Source organism: Streptomyces sp. NPDC059248 (assembly GCF_042753905.1).
In the GTDB taxonomy this organism is placed as follows: Bacteria; Actinomycetota; Actinomycetes; order Streptomycetales; family Streptomycetaceae; genus Streptomyces.
The window spans coordinates 1-19,106 of the sequence record NZ_JBHYZV010000079.1; the positions used below are offsets into that span (position 1 = coordinate 1).

The 19,106-nt window shown below is 73.2% G+C and carries 3 protein-coding genes; all 3 read left to right on the forward strand.

The window, feature by feature from the left end:
• Positions 1-969, forward strand: a 969-nt coding sequence (locus tag ACFXG1_RS27105) for a KR domain-containing protein (protein WP_384744929.1), incomplete at its 5' end; no start/stop codon positions are given.
• 14 nt (positions 970-983) lie between these two features.
• A complete protein-coding gene (locus tag ACFXG1_RS27110) occupies positions 984-12,689 on the forward strand; it encodes an SDR family NAD(P)-dependent oxidoreductase (protein ID WP_384744931.1) in 11,706 nt (3,901 codons plus the stop codon).
• A gap of 79 nt (positions 12,690-12,768) precedes the next feature.
• Positions 12,769-19,101 carry an SDR family NAD(P)-dependent oxidoreductase gene (locus ACFXG1_RS27115; protein ID WP_384744933.1) on the forward strand — a complete coding sequence of 2,111 codons (6,333 nt, stop codon included), beginning with the start codon at positions 12,769-12,771 and terminating at the stop codon, positions 19,099-19,101.
• Positions 19,102-19,106: the final 5 nt, after the last annotated feature.

Consider the following 19,106-nt stretch of genomic DNA (forward strand, 5'->3'; position numbering starts at 1 on the left):
CGGGTGATGCGGCCGAAGCTCGACGCGGCGTGGAATCTGCATGAGCTGACGGCGGATATGGATCTGTCGGCGTTCGTCCTGTTCTCTTCTGTGGCTGCTCTGATCGGTAGTCCCGGTCAGGGCAACTATGCGGCGGCGAATGCGGCGCTGGACGCGCTGGCGGAGGTACGTCGGGTGGCCGGGCTGCCCGCGACATCTCTGGCCTGGGGGCTGTGGGAGAACACCGCCGGCATGGCCGGCGGACTCAACGAAACCGAACTGGCCCAGCTGGGGAAGATGGGCGCGGTCCCGCTGTCCGACGACGAGGGCCTGAAACTCTTCGACCAGGCGCTCGCCATGGACACCACGGTGATCGCACCCGTACGGCTCGACCTCGGCGCCCTCCGGGTCCAGGCACAGGCCGGGCTGCTGCCCGCACTGCTGCGCGGTCTGGTCAGAGCACCGGCCCGGCCGACGGAGCCGGCGGGTGGGTCGCTCGCACAGCGGCTCGCGGAAGTGGACGAGGCCGACCGCGAGAAGGTCGTACTCGAGCTGGTCCTGACGCAGGTGGCAGCCGTCCTCGGACATGACTCCCCTGCCGCGATCGACGCGGAACGGCCCTTCAGGGAGCTCGGTTTCGACTCCCTCGGCGCCGTCGCCCTGCGCAACCGGCTCACCCAGAGCGGAGGGGTGCGGCTGCCCGCGACGCTCGTCTTCGACCATCCGACCCCGGCGGCCGTCGCCCGGCTGCTCCTCACCGAGCTGGGCGGTGGCGACGACGCCGAGCCGCCCATCGACGTGGAACTGAAGAAGCTCGAAGACCTGCTCACCGCGGCTGCCGCGGAGGAGAAGCAGCGCGTGGCCGGGCGGCTGCGTGCGATGGCCGCCGCACTCACGGACGGCGGGCAGGGGACGAGTGGGCGGATCGAAGCCGCCGCGACCGTGGACGAAGTCTTCCAGCTGATCGACGCCGAGTTCGGTGAAGCATGACGAGGGACGGGAACATGAGCATGGGTGGCGGCACCGACTCCCAGAGCGGCGAGCAGCAGGAAAAACTCGTCCGCTATCTGAAGAAGATGGCTGTGGACCTGGGTGATGCCCGGGACCGGCTGCGCGAGTTCGAGGACCGGGCGAGCGAGCCCCTGGCGATCGTGGGCATGAGCTGCCGCTACCCGGGGGGTGTGACATCGCCCGCGGAGCTGTGGGAGCTGGTGGCCTCCGGGCGGGACGGCATGACGCAGATGCCCACCGACCGCGGCTGGGACCTGGAGCGGCTCTACGACCCCGACCCGGACCGGCTGGGCACGTCCTACTCACGCGTCGGCGGCTTCGTCGACGGTGTCACGGACTTCGACGCCGAGTTCTTCGGCATCAGCCCGCGCGAAGCCACCTCGATGGACCCGCAGCAGCGGCTCCTGCTGGAGACGGCGTGGGAGGCGTTCGAGGACGCGGGTATCGACCCGACGTCGCTGCGCGGCAGCGACACCGGTGTGTACTGCGGCGTCGGCTCCTCGGACTACGCCGTCGGTCCGGCCGGCAGCCTGCCGCAGATCGAGGGGCTGCGGCTGACCGGGTCCACGTCCAGTGTCGTATCCGGTCGTATCTCCTACACCTTGGGTCTTGAGGGCCCGTCGGTGTCGGTGGACACCGCGTGTTCCTCCTCGCTCGTCGCGCTGCATCTGGCGGCGCGGGCGCTGCGGGACGGCGAGTGCTCGATGGCGCTGGTCGGCGGCGTCACCATCCTCTCCGGGCCGTTCCTGTTCGTCGAGTTCAGCCGGCAGCGGGCGCTGTCGCCGGACGGCCGGTGCAAGGCGTACGGCGCGTCCGCGGACGGTACCGGGTTCGCGGACGGTGTCGGGCTGGTCGTGGTCGAGCGGCTGTCGGAGGCGCGGCGCAAGGGACATCGTGTCCTGGCGGTGCTGCGCGGCAGTGCGGTGAACCAGGACGGTGCGAGCAACGGTCTGACCGCGCCGAACGGTCCTTCGCAGGAGCGGGTGATCCGCGCGGCGCTGGCCAACGCGGGCCTGCGGCCGTCCGATGTGGACGCGGTGGAGGGCCACGGCACGGGCACCGTACTGGGTGACCCGATCGAGGCACAGGCGCTGCTTGCCACGTACGGCCGCGAGCGCGAAGGCGAGCCGCTCTATCTCGGCTCCATCAAGTCCAACATCGGTCACACCTCGACGGCGGCCGGTGTGGCCGGTGTGATCAAGATGGTCCAGGCCCTGCGCCACGGTGAACTGCCTCGCACACTGCACGCGGACGAGGCCTCGCCGCATGTGGACTGGGCGTCGGGCGGAGTGGAGCTGCTCACCGAGCCCCGTAAGTGGACAACGCATGACCGTCCCCGACGGGCCGGCGTGTCCTCCTTCGGCGTCAGCGGCACCAACGCGCATGTGATTTTGGAGGAGGCGCCGGTCGGGGATGGGGTGTCGACCGAGCCCGGGGTGGTAGCGCCGCTGTCGGTGGTGCCGGTGCCGGTTTCGGCCCGGAGTGAGGTGGCGCTGCGGGAGCAGGCCGATCGTCTGCGGGCCCATCTGACCATGCGGCCGGATCTGTCCCTGATCGATGTCGGTTTCTCGGCGGCGACGACGCGGGCGCATCTGGAGCATCGTGCGGTCGTCGTGGCCACTGACCGCGACAGCCTGCTTTCCGGGCTGAGCGCGCTGTCGACCGGTGAACCGGTCGATGGTGTGGTGACAGGTCGCCCCGCGAGTGGCGAGACGGTCTTCGTCTTCCCCGGGCAGGGTTCGCAGTGGGACGGGATGGCGGTCGAGCTGCTCGACACCTCGCCCGTCTTCGCCCGCCACATGGCCGAGTGCGCCCAGGCACTCGACCCCTTTGTGGACTGGTCTCTCGACGATGTCCTCAGGGGTGTCGAGGGTGCTCCGACTCTGGAGCGGGTCGATGTCGTCCAGCCGGCGCTGTGGGCGGTCATGGTCTCACTGGCCGCATTGTGGCGGTCGTACGGTGTGGAACCCTCGGCCGTCGTGGGCCACTCCCAGGGCGAGATTGCCGCGGCCTGCGTAGCCGGTGGGCTCTCCCTTGAGGACGGCGCACGCATCGTGGCCCTGCGCAGTCGTCTGGTTCGTGACCGTCTGGCCGGGCACGGCGGGATGATGTCCGTCGCCCTGCCCGCCGACGAGGTCGAGGAGCTTCTCGTCCCGTACGAGGGGCGTGTCTCCATTGCCGCAGTCAACGGACCCGCATCCGTCGTGGTGGCGGGTGATCCGGGTGATCTGGACGCCCTGTCCGCCGTATGCGAGACGGAGGGGATACGGGCCCGGCGCATCGCGGTCGACTACGCGTCCCACACGGCGCATGTCGAAGCCATCGAGCCCGAGCTGCTGGATCTCCTGGCCCCCGTCGCACCCTCCACGGGCCGGATCCGTTTCTACTCCACGGCACGTAACGAGTACACGGACACCGCGGCTCTCGATGCCGCCTACTGGTACCACAACCTGCGGACCCGGGTCGGATTCCAGCCCGCCGTCCGAGCCCTCACCGACAACGGCGCGACCACGTTCCTGGAGATGTCCCCGCACCCCGTCCTTACCATGGCGATCGAGGGCACTACCGACGGGCAGGCCACGGCGATCGGGTCCCTGCGCCGTCACGAGGGCAACGTCCGGCGGTTCACGACCTCCCTCGCGGAAGCACACAACGCCGGTGTCGCCGTCGACTGGGACACCCTCTTTACCGATGCCGGTGCGCAGTCCGTTCCCCTCCCCACCTACGCCTTCCAGCACCAGCGTTTCTGGCTCGACCCCACCACCACGACCGGCGATATCACCATGGCCGGACTCGACCACATCGACCACCCCGTCCTCACCGCGGGAGCCCGTATCGGCGACCGCGACGAATGGGTCTTCACCGGCCGGATCTCGCAGGACACCCAGCCCTGGACCCGGGACCACGAAGTACTCGGCACCGTCATCGTGCCCGGTGTGGCCCTGGCCGAGCTGGCGCTGACCGCGGGCCGCAAGGTCGACTGCGCCGTACTGGACGAACTGGTGCTCGCGGCCCCGCTGCTGCTGGGTGACGACGCCGTACGACAGGTCCAGGTGACCGTGGGCCGGGCCGGGGACGACGGCCGCCGCGAGGTGGCGATCTTCTCGCGACCGGCAAGCGGCGCCGACGATGAGCCGACCGAGGCCGTCTGCCACGGGCGCGGCTGGCTGACGGCGGAGCCCGAGCCGGCCACCGTACCGCGGGCTGCCTGGCAGGAGGTGTGGCCGCCGGAGGGCACCGAACCCGCTTCGGTGGACGCCCTCTACGCCCAGATGGCCGACCTCGGCTACGACTACGGTCCGATGTTCCAGTGTGTGCGGGCGCTGTGGCGCGCACAGGACGCCGTGTACGCGGAGATCGCGCTGCCCGACGGGGCGGACGAGGGCGGGTTCACCGTGCACCCCGGGCTGCTCGACGCCGCCATGCACGGCGGGCTCCTTGAGAAGGAGCCGGGCGACGCGGTCGTCCTCCCGTTCTCCTGGTCGGGCGTCCGAATCGGTGTGACGGGCGCGACCACGGCCCGGGTCCGTATCGTCAACGCGGGTGAGTCCACCTTGCGTATCGACGTCGTCGGCGAGCAGGGCGAGCCGGTGCTGCACCTGGACAAGCTCGTGTTCCGGGCGGTCGAACCCGGACAACTCGACCGTACCCGAGGTGCCCACGCGAACTCGCTGTTCCGTCTCGACTGGACCGAGGTCGCCGCCTCGCCGCGCCCTGCCGCGGTGGCGGTACTCGGCACGGATCACGCGAACCTCGACGCGCTGGAGCAGGCGCTGGCCGACGGCGCGGCCGCGCCGGAGGCGGTCGTCGCCCCGATCGCGACCGGTGACGCGGACGCGACCACGGCCGCGGTCGACGCGCTGACGCTGGTGCAGCGGTGGCTGGCGGGCGAGCGGTTCGGCGGCTCCCGGCTGGTCGTCGTCACCCGCGGTGGAGTCGCCGCCGGTGAGCAGGCGACCGGGGCTTCGCCGGATGTCGCCCACGCTTCGGTGTGGGGCCTGGTCCGCAGCGCCCAGTCCGAACACCCCGGCCGGTTCCTGCTCGTGGACCTGGAGAGCCCGGCAGGACCGGAAGAGAGCAACCTTCCGGACTGGGGCTCCCTGCTGGACCTGGACGAGCCCCAGCTCGCGGTGCGGGAAGGCCGGGTGCTGGCGCCGCGCCTGGGCCGGACGCCCGCAGCGCCGGCCGATGACGCGTGGCGGCTTTCGATCCGGCGGAAGGGCTCACTGGAAGATCTGACCGTCGTCCCGTCCGACGGCGCCCGTCCCCTGGACGACGGCGAGGTGCGGATCGCGGTCCGTGCCGCGGGGCTGAACTTCCGCGACGTACTGAGCGCGCTGGGCATGTACCCGGGTGAGGTGCCGCTGGGCAGCGAGGCGGCCGGCGTCGTCGTCGAGGTCGGCGCCGGGGTGGCGGACCTGTCCCCGGGAGACCGGGTGTTCGGCTGTGTCCTGGAGTCCTTCGGCCCGCTCGCCGTAGCGGACCGCCGGCTGATCACCACGATGCCGTCGGGGTGGTCGTTCAACGAGGCCGCGTCCGTGCCGGTCGCCCATCTCACGGCGTATTTCGCACTCGTCGACCTCGCCCGGGTACGTCCGGGCGAGCGCGTGCTGATCCACTGCGCCGCCGGAGGCGTCGGAACGGCCGCCGTGCAGCTGGCCCGCCACCTCGGTGCCGAGGTGTTCGCGACCGCGAGCCCGGCCAAGTGGGACGCCGTACGCGCGCTGGGCGTGCCCGCCGAGCGGATCGCCTCCTCCCGTGATCTCGCCTTCCGGACGGCATTCACGGACGCGACCGGCGGCAACGGCATGGACGTGGTGGTGAACGCCCTCGCGGGCGAATTCGTCGACGCCGGTCTCCATCTGCTGTCCGAGGGCGGTCGCTTCGTCGAAATGGGCAAGACCGACCTCCGTGACGCGGAGGCCGTGGTCCACGAGCACCCCGGTGTGCGCTACCGGGCGTTCGACACCTTCGACGACGCCGGGGTCGACCGGCTCCAGCAGATGCTGGCCGAGATCGTCGCGCTGTTCGAGCAGGGTGTGCTGACGCATATGCCGGTGCGCCGCTGGGACGTCCGCCGAAGTGAGGAGGCCTTCCGCTTCCTGCGGGAGGGCCGCAACGTCGGCAAGGTCGTCCTGACGGTCCCGGCCCCGCTGGACCCCGACGGTACGGTGCTGATCACCGGCGGCACCAGCGGCCTCGGCGCGCTGTTCGCCAGGCATGTGGTGCGGCGGCACGGCTCCCGGCATCTGCTGCTGGTGAGCCGTCGCGGCCCCGACACCCCCGGCGTCAGGCAACTGGCCACCGAGCTCGCGGAGCTGGGCGCCCAGGTGAACGTCGCCGCGTGCGACGTCACCGACCGGCAGCAACTCGCCGCACTGCTGGCGTCGTTGGACCGCCCGCTGACCGCGGTGATCCACTCCGCCGGCGTACTGGCCGACGGCGTCGTGGAGTCGCTGACTCCCGAGCAGATCGAGCGGGTGGTACGGCCCAAGGTCGACGCCGCCCTGCACCTGGACGAGCTGACCGCCACGGCGGACCTGTCGGCGTTCGTCGTCTTCTCCTCCGTGGCCGCCCTGATCGGCAGCCCCGGACAGGCGAACTACGCCGCCGCCAATGCCGCACTGGACGCCATCGCCCAGCGGCGGCGCGCGGCGGGGGTGCCCGGGACGTCCCTGGCGTGGGGCCTGTGGGCCGATGCCACCGGGATGACCGGCGAGCTGGACGAGGCCGAACTCGCGCGGCTGGAGCGGATGGGTGTCTCCGCGCTCACGGCCGAGGCCGGGCTGTCGCTGTTCGATCTGGCGCTCGGCACGGACACCGCCCTCCTCGCACCGGTCGAGCTGGATCCGGCCGCGCTGCGGGCCCAGGCCCGCGCGGGCCTGCTCCCACCGCTGCTGCGCGGACTGGTCAAGGCCCCGGCCCGGTCGGTCGCGACGGGCGGATCATGGGCCCGCAGGCTCGCCGACGTCCCCGAGGCCGATCGCGAACAGGTCGTACTGGAGCTGGCGCTCACCCATATCGCGTCCGTACTCGGGCACGCCTCCGCAGCGGCGATCGACCCGGAGCGGGCCTTCAGGGAGCTCGGCTTCGACTCCCTCAGCGCCGTCGAACTGCGCAACCGGCTCGCGCAGGCCACCGGTCTGCGACTGCCCGCCACACTCGTGTTCGACCATCCGAGCCCGGTGGCGGTCGCCCGGCTGCTCCTCAGCGAGATGGTCGGGAACCGGATCGACGACGAACCGGCCCGCCCGGCGGCCCGCCCGCGCACCGCGACGGCACAGACCGATGAGCCGCTGGCGATCGTCGGCATGAGCTGCCGCTACCCCGGCGCGTCCTCACCGGCCGAACTGTGGGACCTGGTGGCCTCCGGGCGGGACGCCATGACCGCGCTGCCCACCGACCGCGGCTGGGACCTGGAGCGGCTCTACGACCCGGACCCGGACAGCCCCGGCACCCTCTACACCCGGGCCGGCGGATTCATCGACGGGGCCGGGGACTTCGACGCCGACTTCTTCGGGATCAGCCCGCGCGAGGCGCTGGCCATGGACCCGCAGCAGCGACTGCTGCTGGAGGCGGCCTGGGAGGCGTTCGAGAACGCGGACATCGACCCGAGTTCACTGCGCGGCACGGACACCGGAGTCTTCTGCGGCGCGGTGAACTCCGGTTACGGCACCTCGGTCCGTCCTGAGACCGACGGATACCACCTGACGGGCACCACGACGAGCGTCGTGTCCGGCCGCGTCGCCTACAGCCTGGGCCTGGAAGGGCCCGCGGTGTCGGTGGACACGGCCTGCTCCTCCTCGCTCGTCGCCCTGCACCTGGCCGCACAGGCGCTGCGCGCCGGAGAGTGCTCGATGGCCCTGGTGGGCGGTGTGTCGGTGATGACCGCGCCCGACTTGCTGATCGACTTCAGCCGGCAGCGGGGCCTGGCCCCCGACGGCCGGTGCAAGGCGTACGCGGCAACCGCCGACGGCACCGGGTTCTCCGACGGTCTTGGGCTGCTCGTGGTCGAGCGGCTGTCCGACGCCCGGCGCAACGGACACCGCGTGCTGGCCCTGGTCCGCGGCAGTGCGATCAACCAGGACGGCGCGAGCAACGGACTGACCGCCCCCAACGGGCCGTCCCAGATGCGCGTCATCCGTCAGGCCCTGGCCAACGCCCGGCTGCGGCCGTCCGACGTGGACGCCGTCGAGGGCCACGGCACGGGCACCACCCTGGGCGACCCGATCGAGGCGCAGGCCCTGCTGGCCACCTACGGCCGCGACCGCGACGGCGCACCGCTGGCCCTCGGCTCGATCAAGTCGAACATCGGCCACAGCTCCGCCGCCGCGGGAGTCGCGGGCATCATCAAGATGGTGCAGGCCATGCGGCACGGGGTACTGCCCGCGACGCTCCATGTGGACGAGCCTTCCCCGCACGTCGACTGGGCATCGGGCGAGATCCAGCTGCTGACCGAGGCGCGGGAGTGGCCGGCCGCCGAGCGGACCCGACGGGCCGGTGTGTCGTCCTTCGGCGTCAGCGGCACCAACGCGCATGTGATCCTGGAGGAAGCGCCCGCCGCGAACGACGAGGCGCCCACCGTCATCAAGGACGAGACACCCCCCGAGGACGACGGGAAGCAGACCCTGGCCGAGAAGCCGGCTCTGCCCGGGGGATCGCCCGCGATCCCGCTGCTCCTCTCCGCCCAGAGCGACGCGGCCCTGCGGGCCCAGGCCGAGCGGCTGCGAGACCACCTCCTGGCCCGGCCGGAGCTGCCCCTGGCCGATGTGGCGTTCTCGGCGGCGACCTCGCGAGCGCTGCTGGAACGGCGCGCCGTGGTCGTCGCGGGGGAGCGGGAGGAACTGCTGACGGCGCTGGCCGCGGTGGTCGACGGCACGTCCGCGACGGACGGCAAGACGGCCTTCCTGTTCACGGGCCAGGGCTCGCAGCGGCCCGGTATGGGCCTCGAACTGGCCGCGTCCTACCCGGCGTTCGACCGCGCCCTGGACGAGGTGTGCGCCGAACTCGACCCGCGTGCGGGCCGGTCGGTGCGCGAGCTGCTGGCCGCCGCCGACGGCTCACTCGACGCCACCGAGCACACCCAGATGGCGCTGTTCGCCGTCGAGGTGGCGACGTTCCGGCTCCTCGAATCGCTCGGTGTGCGGCCGGACTACCTCATCGGGCACTCCGTCGGCGAGCTGGCCGCCGCCCACGTCGCCGGTGCCCTGTCCCTCGCCGACGCCTGTGAGCTGGTCGTGGCCCGCGGGCGCCTGATGGGCGCCCAGCCGGCCGGTGGCGCGATGGCGGCCGTACAGGCCTCCGAGGACGAGGTGGCCGCGTCGCTGGCCGGATACGAGGGCCGCCTGGAGATCGCGGCGGTGAACGGCCCCCGGGCCGTGGTCGTCTCCGGTGACCAGGACGCGGTCGAGGAGTGGCTCCCCCACTGGCGGGAGCGGAAGACGACACGGCTGCGGGTCTCGCACGCGTTCCACTCGCCCCGGATGGAGCCGATGCTGGCCGAGTTCGAGAAGGTGGCGCGCCGACTGCGGTACGCGGAGCCGCGGATCCCGATCGTGTCCAACGTCTCGGGCGAAGTGGTGCCGGACTTCGACGCGGCGTACTGGGTCCGCCATGTGCGGCGGGCCGTACGGTTCCACGACGGTGTGCGGACCCTGTACGGGCTGGGCGTGAGGCGGTTCCTGGAGCTGGGTCCCGACGCGGTGCTGACCGCGATGGCCCGCCAGTGCCTGGACGGCGAGGCCGGGACGGTGTTCCTCCCCACCCTGCGGGCCAAGCGCTCCGAGACGCGGACCTTCGCCACGTTCCTGGGCCGGGCGCACCTCGCCGGGGCATCGGTGGACTGGCCCGCCTACTTCACCGGGACCCGGCGGGTGGAACTGCCGACGTACGCCTTCCAGCGGGCGCGCTACTGGCTCGCTCCGGCAGGTGCCTCCGGGGCCGGTGACGTGGCCGCCGCCGGGCTCGGACGGGTCGAGCACCCGTTGCTCGTCGGCGCGACGCGGTTCGGTGACCGGGACGAGTGGCTGTTCACGGGCCGCCTGTCCACCGAGACCCAGCCCTGGACGAAGGACCATGTCGTCCTCGGCGTCACCATCGTCCCCGGCACCGCCCTGGTGGAGCTGGCCCTGGCCGCCGGGCGCCAGGTCGGCACCCCGGTCCTGGACGAACTGGTGCTGGCCGCGCCCCTCCTGCTGGAGGAGTTCGCCACCCGGCAGATCCAGGTCACCGTCGGCCCGGCCGGTGGCGACGGCCGACGAGAGGTGGCGGTGTACTCGCGCCCGGAGAGCGCTCCGGGCGACGAGCAGCCCGAGTCCACCTGCCACGGGCGGGGCCTGCTGGCGCGCGACGACCAGCCGGCCTCGCGGTGGCAGACGCCGTGGCCGCCCCAAGGGGCGCGGCCCGCGTCGGTGGACACCCTGTACACCGGGATGGCCGACCTCGGCTACGACTACGGCCCCATGTTCCAGGGCGTGCGCGCCGTCTGGCAGGCCGGGGACGGCGCCGACCGCGCCGTCTACGCCGAAGTGGCGCTGCCCGAGGACACCGACGGCCGGGGCTGGGGCATCCACCCCGCCCTCTTCGACGCCGCCATGCACGGCTCACTGCTCGAACAGGGCGAAGACGTCTCGGCCGTACTCCCGTTCTCGTGGACCGGCGTACGGATGGGCGCGACCGGACGATCCCGGGTCAGGGCCCGCATCACCGCGGCCGGGCCCTCGGCGTTCCGTGTCGAGATCGCCGACGAGCAGGGCGAACCGGTCCTGACCATGGAACGGCTCGTGATGCGCCCGGTGGAGCAGGCGCAGCTGGAGGGCGGCCGGCGCGACGTGGCGAACTCGCTGTTCGGAGTCGACTGGACGGCCGTGTCCGCGGGTACGTCGGCGGATTCGTCCGCGGGTGTGAAGATCGCGGTCCTCGGGGACCTCGCCGCCTCCGGGGAGCGGTTCGGCGACCTGCCGGCGCTGGAGCGGGCGATCGCCGACGGCGCACCCGTGCCGCACGTCGTCCTCGCCGAAGTGGCGACGTCCGACGGGGACAAGGCCGCCACCACCGGGGACTCGGTGCACAGCGCCGCGGTACGGGCGCTGGAACTGGTCCGGCACTGGCTGGCGGCCGAACCCCTGCGGGAGTCCCGGCTGCTCGTCGTGGTCCGCGGCGCGGCGTCCGTGCACGGCGAGACCGCGGACGTCGCCCAGGGCGCGGTGTGGGGCCTGGTGCACAGCGCGCAGGCGGAGCACCCCGGACGGGTTCTGCTCGTGGACGTCGACACCCCCGCCGGCAGCGATACGGCCGGCGAGCCGGACTGGGCGGCCCTGGCCGAACTGGACGAGCCGCGGCTCGCGGTACGCGGCGGCACGGTGCTGGCGCCGCGGCTGGCACGAGCCGCCGGCGGTCCGGACGCCGTGGCGCTGGACCCGGACGGCGCGGTGCTGATCACCGGTGGCACCGGCGGTCTGGGCGCCCGGGTCGCCCGGCACCTGGCCGCCCGGCACGGGACGCGCCATCTGGTGCTGGTGAGCCGTCGCGGCCCCGCGGCCGACGGCGTCGCCGACCTCGTCGCCGAGCTGGGCGCCGCGGGCTGCGACGCCCGGGTCCTCGCCTGCGACGTGGCCGACCGCGATCAGCTGGCCGAGGTGCTGTCGTCGCTCGACCGACCGCTGACCGCGGTCGTGCACACCGCCGGTGTGCTGGACGACGGTGTCGTCGGGCAGTTGACCCCCGAGCAGGTCGCGAGGGTGCTGCGGCCGAAGGTGGACGCGGCGCTGCATCTGCACGAGCTGACCGCCGGGATGGACCTGTCGGCGTTCGTGCTGTTCTCCTCGGCCGCGGCGCTGATCGGCAGCCCGGGTCAGGCGAACTACGGTGCGGCCAACGCGGCGCTGGACGCGCTCGCCGCGGCGCGACGGGCGGCCGGGCTGCCCGCTTCCTCGCTGGCCTGGGGCCTGTGGGCCGACAGTACCGGCATGACCGGGGAGATGGACGAGGCCGCGCTGGCCCGTCTGTCGCGGATCGGCATCGGAACGATCTCGGCCGAGCTCGGTCTCGCCCTCTTCGACCGGGCCGTCGCGGCCGGAGCGGCACTGCTCGCGCCGGTGCGGCTCGACCTGGCCGCCCTGCGGGCCCAGGCGCGGAGCGGGTCGCTGCCCGCGCTGCTGCGGGGTCTGGCGCCGGCGCGGCGGACCGAGGCCGTGCGGTCGCTGGCGCAGCGGCTCGCCGGCGAAACCGGGGCGAATCGCGAGCGGGTGGTGCTCGATGTCGTACGCGCCCAGGTCGCCGCCGTACTCGGCCACGCCTCCGCGGACGCCGTCGAGCCCGGACGGGCGTTCAAGGACCTGGGCTTCGACTCGCTGAGCGCCGTCGAGCTGCGCAACGGTCTGACCCGGGCCACCGATGTGCGCCTGCCCGCCACGCTGGTCTTCGACCATCCGACCCCCGAGGCGATCGCGCAGTACCTGCTCTCGGTCATCGCCCCGGACCCCGTCGCGAACGACCACGGCTCCCAGGACGAGGACATCCGCGCCCTGGTGGCGTCGATCCCCGTCGCCCGGCTGCGCCGGGCCGGGCTGCTGGACACGCTGCGCGCGCTGGCGGACGACGAGCCGCCCGCGAGCGCTCCGGCGGACCAGGCCCGTGCGTCGATCGACGACATGGACGCTGCGGCCCTCATCCGCATGGCCGCGGGAGGCGCCGGATAGCCCCCTCTTCCCACCCGAACTTGTGCCACAGCCGAAACGCGGACGCCCCGGGGCGCCCCGACATGAAGGTGAACGAGTCATGACCATCGAACAGAACGACCTCGTCGAGGCGCTCCGCACGTCGCTCAAGGAGACCGACCGGCTGCGGCAGGAGAACCAGCGCATCCTCAGCCAGGCCGGTGAACCGCTGGCGATCGTGGGGATGAGCTGCCGCTACCCGGGCGGCGTGCGGTCGCCCGAGGACCTGTGGGAGCTGGTGGCCGAGGGGCGCGACGCCGTCTCGGACATGCCCACCGACCGCGGCTGGGACGCGGAGCGGATGTACGACCCGGACCCCGACCAGCTCGGCAAGGTGTCCACGCGCGGTGGAGGCTTCATCGACGAGGCCGCCGACTTCGACGCGGAGTTCTTCGGAGTCAGCCCGCGCGAGGCGCTGGCCATGGACCCGCAGCAGCGTCTGATGCTGCCGGCGGCGTGGGAGGCGCTGGAGCACGCCGGGATCGACCCGGTGTCGCTGCGCGGCAGCGACACCGGCGTCTTCTGCGGCGTGATCACCTCGGACTACGGCGCGGCCCTGCCCGAGCTGGAGGGCTACCGGCTGACCGGCAAGTCGACCAGTGTCGTGTCCGGCCGGATCTCCTACACCCTGGGGCTCCAGGGCCCGGCCCTGTCGGTGGACACGGCGTGCTCCTCCTCGCTGGTGGCGCTGCACCTGGCGGCGCAGGCCCTGCGTTCGGGGGAGTGCTCCCTGGCCCTGGTCGGCGGCGTCACCGTACTCGCCGGACCGTTCCTGTTCGTGGAGTTCAGCCGGCAGCGCGGGCTGGCTCCCGACGGGCGGTGCAAGTCCTACGCGGCCGCCGCCGACGGGACCGGGTTCTCCGACGGCGTCGGGCTGCTCGTGGTGGAGCGGCTCTCGGACGCGCTGCGCAACGGTCACGAGGTGCTCGCCGTGGTGCGGGGCACCGCCGTGAACCAGGACGGCGCGAGCAACGGCCTGACCGCGCCCAACGGCCCCGCGCAGGAGCGGGTGATCCGGGCGGCGCTGGCGAACGCGAACCTCCGGCCGTCGGACGTGGCGGCCGTGGAGGGCCATGGCACCGGCACGACCCTGGGTGACCCGATCGAGGCGCGGGCCCTGCTGGCCACCTACGGCCGCGAGCGGTCCGAGGAGCCCCTGCTGCTGGGGTCGATCAAGTCGAACATCGGACACAGCTCGGCGGCGGCCGGTGTGGCCGGTGTGATCAAGATGGTGCAGGCCATGCGGCACGGGGTACTGCCCGCGACGCTGCACGTGGACGAGCCTTCCCCGCATATCGACTGGCAGGAAGGCGGGGTGGAGCTGCTGACCGAGGCCCGTGAGTGGCCCGCATCCGACCAGCCGCGGCGTGCGGGTGTGTCGTCCTTCGGCGTCAGCGGCACCAACGCGCATGTGATCCTGGAGGAGTCGCCGGCCGCGGAGGCCGCCGCTCCCGTCGTGGCCGAGCGGCCGTCGGCCGCGGTGCCGGTGGCCCTGTCCGGCCGTACCGACGCGGGGCTGCGCGCCCAGGCCGACCGGCTGCTGGCACATCTCGCGGAGCGCCCCGAGATCTCGCCGGCGGACGCCGGGTTCTCCACGGCCACCACACGGGCGCAGTTGGAGCACCGCGCGGTCGTCGTGGCGTCGGAGCGGGCGGAACTGCTGGCGGGCCTGACGGCCGTGGCCGCGGGCGAGCCCGCGACCGGTGTCGTCGAGGGCCGCCCGGTCGGTGGCGCGACGGCGGTCCTGTTCACCGGCCAGGGGGCGCAGCGGGCCCGGATGGGTGCCGAGCTGGCGAAGGCGTACCCGCGGTTCGATACGGCGTTGGACGAGGTCTGCGCAGAGCTCGACCCCCTGGTCGGCCGCCCGGTCCGCGCTCTGCTGAGCGCCGAGGAGGGTTCGGCCGAGGCGGCGCTGCTGGACTCGACGGAGTACACCCAGGTGTGCCTGTTCGCCGTCGAGGTCGCGCTGTTCCGGCTGGCGGAGTCGCTCGGTGTCCGCCCCGACTTCCTCATCGGGCACTCGGTGGGGGAGATCGTCGCCGCGCATGTGGCGGGCGCGATGTCGCTGCCGGACGCGTGCGCCCTGGTGGTGGCCCGGGGCCGGCTGATGGGCGCCCTGCCCGCCGGGGGCGCGATGGTGGCCGTACAGGCCGCGGAGAGCGAGGTCGCCGAGTCCCTGGCCGGGTTCGACGGCCGTCTGGAGATCGCGGCGGTCAACAGTCCGCGGGCCGTGGTGGTCTCCGGTGACGCCGACGCCGTCGAGGAGTGGCTGCCGAGGGTGGAGGGGCGCAAGACGACGCGGCTGCGGGTGTCCCACGCGTTCCACTCCCCGCGGATGGAACCGATCCTGGCGGAGTTCCGTACGGTGACCGAGGGGATCCGGTTCTCCGAGCCGCGGATCCCGGTCATCTCCAACGTGTCCGGCAAGCAGGTGTCGTCCGAACTGTGCGACGCCGACTACTGGGTGGCGCATGTGCGACACGCCGTCCGCTTCGCCGACGGTGTGCAGACGCTGTACGACCTGGGTGTCCGCCGGTTCCTGGAGCTGGGTCCCGAAGGGGTGCTCTCGGCCATGGCGAGCCAGTGCGTCCCCGCCGGCGGCGGTGCCGTCTTCGCGTCCGCGCTGCGCGCCAAGCACTCCGAGCCGACGACGTTCGCCGCCTTCCTGGGCCTGGCGCACGTGGCCGGCGCGCCGGTGGACTGGCCCGCCTTCTACACGGGGACCGGCGCGCGGCGCGTCGCCCTGCCCACCTACGCCTTCCAGAGCGAGCGGTACTGGCAGACGGGCGTGGACGGCGGTGACGCGGCGGCCGCCGGGCTGCTGCCGGTCGAGCATCCGATGCTGGCCGGGGCGGTACAGGTCGGGGACCGGGACGAGTGGGTCTTCACCGGCCGCCTGTCCACTGACACCCACCCCTGGATACGCGACCACGTCGTCCTCGGTGTGACGCTGATGCCGGGCACGGGCCTGGTGGAGCTGGCCATGGCCGCGGGGCGCCAGGTCGGCCGACCGGCGCTGGACCAGCTGGTCCTGGAGGCGCCGATGGCCTTCGACGACGGAGTGACGCGGTTCGTCCAGGTCGCCGTCGGCGCGCAGAGCGAGGACGGCGCCCGCGAGGTCACCGTCTACTCCTGGCCCGACTCCGCGGACGAGGAGGAGTCGCGGCAGGCCGTCTGCCACGCCCGGGGGCGTCTGGTGGCCGACGCCGAACAGCCCGGAGCGGCCGGGGCCGAGTGGCCCCCGGCCGGCGAGGCGGTGCCGGCGCGGGAGTTGTACACGCTGCTGACCGATATCGGCTTCGACTACGGACCGGTGTTCCAGAACGTGCGCGCGGTGTGGCGCGCGGGCGAGGAGATCTTCGCCGAGGTGGCGCTCTCCGACGACGCCACGGGCACCGGATTCGGAATTCACCCCGCCCTGTTCGACGCCACCCTGCACGGCGGCATGGTGGATGTACGCCCCGGTGACTCGGTGGGGCTGCCGTTCTCCTGGTCGGGTGTCCGGCTGGGCAGGTCCGGCGCCACCCGGGGCCGGGTGCGGATCACGCCGGACGGTGATTCGGCGGTACGGATCGCGGTCACCGACGAGAGCGGTGAGCCCGTGGTGAGCGTGGACCGGCTCGCCGTACGCACGGTGGACCCGGCGCAGCTCGGCGGGGCGCGCTCCGGCGCGCAGAAGTCGCTGTTCCAGGTCGACTGGACCCCGGTGCCCGTCTCGGGCGGGGACGCGGCCCGGGTCGCGGTCCTCGGGGAGTCGGCCCTGGCGGGCGAGCGGTTTGTGAACCTCTACGCGCTGGAGGACGAGATCACCATGGGCGCGCCGGTGCCCGCCGTCGTCCTCGCCTCGGTCGAGACCCCCGCCGGGGCGTCGGACGGGGCCGCGCGGACGGCCGCGACCGCCGCGCTGGAGCTGGTGCAGCAGTGGCTGGTGAGCGATCTGCTCGCCGATGCCCGGCTGGTCGTGGTGACCCGGGGCGCGGTGGCCGTCGGTGACGAGCGGCCGGATGTCGCGCAGGCGGCGGTGTGGGGTCTGGTGCACAGCGCCCAGTCCGAGCACCCGGGGCGGATCGTCCTGGTGGACCTCGACGGCGGCGACGAGCCGGACTGGGGCGCGCTGACCGGACTCGACGAGCCGCAGCTGGCGGTGCGCGAGGGACGGCTGACGGTGCCGCGGCTGGGCCGGACGACCGCGCTGCCCCAGGGCGCGTGGCGGCTGTCCGTCGGGCGCTCGGGCTCGCTGGACGATCTGACCATGCTCCCCTCCGACGGTGACCGCCCGCTGGACGCGCACGAGGTACGGATCGCGGTACGGGCCGCCGGCCTGAACTTCCGCGATGTCCTGATCGCGCTGGGCATGTACCCCGGCAAGGCCGAGATGGGGACCGAGGCATCCGGCACCGTGCTGGAGGTCGGCGCCGATGTGACCGACCTGGCGCCCGGCGATCGTGTCTTCGGCCTGGTCGGCGACTCCTTCGGCCCCGTCGCCGTCGTGGACCGGCGCATGGTGGCCCCGATGCCGGAGGGGTGGTCGTTCACCGACGCCGCCGCCGTTCCGGTGGTCTATCTGACCGCCTACTACGGGCTCGTCCACCTCGCCGGGCTGCGGGCCGGTGAGCGGGTGCTGATCCATGCCGCGGCGGGCGGCGTCGGCATGGCGGCCGTCCAGGTCGCCCAGCACCTGGGTGCGGAGGTGTTCGCCACCGCCAGCCGGCCGAAGTGGGACGCCGTGGCGGGCCTCGGGGTCGCGCGGGAGCGGATCGCGTCCTCGCGTGACCTCACGTACCGGGACACGTTCCTCGGCGCCACCGAAGGCGCGGGTATGGACGTCGTACTCAACTCGCTGTCCGGGGACTTCGTCGACGCCTCCCTTGACCTGCTGCCGCGCGGCGGCCGCTTCATCGAGATGGGCAAGGCCGATGTACGCGACCCGGAGGTGGTGGCGGGTGACCACACGGGCGTGGCCTACCGGTCCTTCGACCTGATGGAGTCGGGTCCCGACCGGCTCCAGGAGATGCTGGGCGAGCTGCTCGCGCTGTTCGGGCAGGGCGCGCTGAAGCTCTCGCCGGTGCGCTCGTGGGACATCCGGCAGAGCCAGGACGCGTTCCGCTTCCTTCGCGAGGGCCGCAACATCGGCAAGGTGGTGCTGACGGTTCCCACCCCGGCGCGCCTGGACGGCCACGTCCTGATCACCGGTGGCACCGGTGGTCTGGGGGCCGAGCTCGCCAGGCACCTGGCCGAGGGGGGCGCCGAGCAGCTGCTGTTGGTGAGCCGGCGCGGCCCGGCCGCCGAGGGGGCGGCGGAGCTGGCCGCCGACCTGGAGGCGCTCGGCGTCTCCGTCCGCGTCGAGCCGTGCGACGTATCCGACCGCGAGCAGGTGGCGCGGCTGCTGGATTCCCTGGACGAGCCGCTCACCGCGGTCGTCCACGCGGCAGGTCTGCTCGACGACGGTGTGGTCGAGTCCATGACCGCGGACCAGGTGGCCAGGGTGATGGGCCCGAAGGTCGATGCCGCATGGCACCTGCACGAGCTCACGGCGGACATGGAACTCTCCGCGTTCGTCCTCTTCTCCTCGGTGGCCTCGCTGATCGGCAGCCCGGGACAGGCGAACTACGCGGCGGCCAACGCCGCCCTCGACGCGCTCGCCGCCCGGCGCCGCGCGTCCGGACTCCCGGCCACCTCCCTGGCCTGGGGCCTGTGGGCGAACGAGGCCGGTATGGCCGGCCAGCTCGGCGAGGCCGACTTCGCGCGGCTCCAGCGGATGGGTGTCCGTCCGCTCTCCGCGGAGCTGGGTCTCGAACTGCTCGATCACGCGCTGGAGCTGGACCAGCCGCTGCTGGCGCCGGTGCGGCTCGACCTGGCCGCCCTGCGCGGCCAGGCGGCCGCGGGGATGCTGCCCCCGCTGCTGCGCGGACTCGTCCGGGCGCCCGCCCAGGAGGCGGGGGCCGGCGAATCGCTGGCCGAGCGGCTGGCGGGCGTGGCCGAAGCGGACCGCGAGGAGTTCGTCCTCACCCTGGTGCGCACGCAGGTCGCGGCGGTGCTGGGGCATGACGCACCGGACGCCGTGGAGCCGGAGCGCCCCCTCCAGGAAATGGGCTTCGACTCCCTGAGCGCCGTCGAACTCAGCAACCGGATCAGCCGGGTCACCGGCCTGCAGGTCGAGTCGACCCTCGTCTTCGACCACCCCGCGGCCGGCGCCATCGCCCGGCACCTGCTCACGCTGGTGGAGCCCGAGGCCGGGGCCGCGACGGCGGAAGCCGCCACGGAGGCGACGGAGCCCGCTTCGGAGGAGGCCGAGATCCGCGGCCTGCTGGCGTCGATCCCGATCGACCACCTTCGTGAGGCAGGGCTGCTCGACACACTGCGCGACCTGGCGCTCAGCAACGCACAGCGGTGATCCGG

Bases quoted from the DNA above. Each gene is read 5' to 3' on its own strand.
- ACFXG1_RS27110 (WP_384744931.1), top strand. From the start codon at position 984: ATGAGCATGGGTGGCGGCACCGACTCCCAGAGCGGCGAGCAGCAGGAA.
- ACFXG1_RS27115 (WP_384744933.1), top strand. From the start codon at position 12,769: ATGACCATCGAACAGAACGACCTCGTCGAGGCGCTCCGCACGTCGCTC.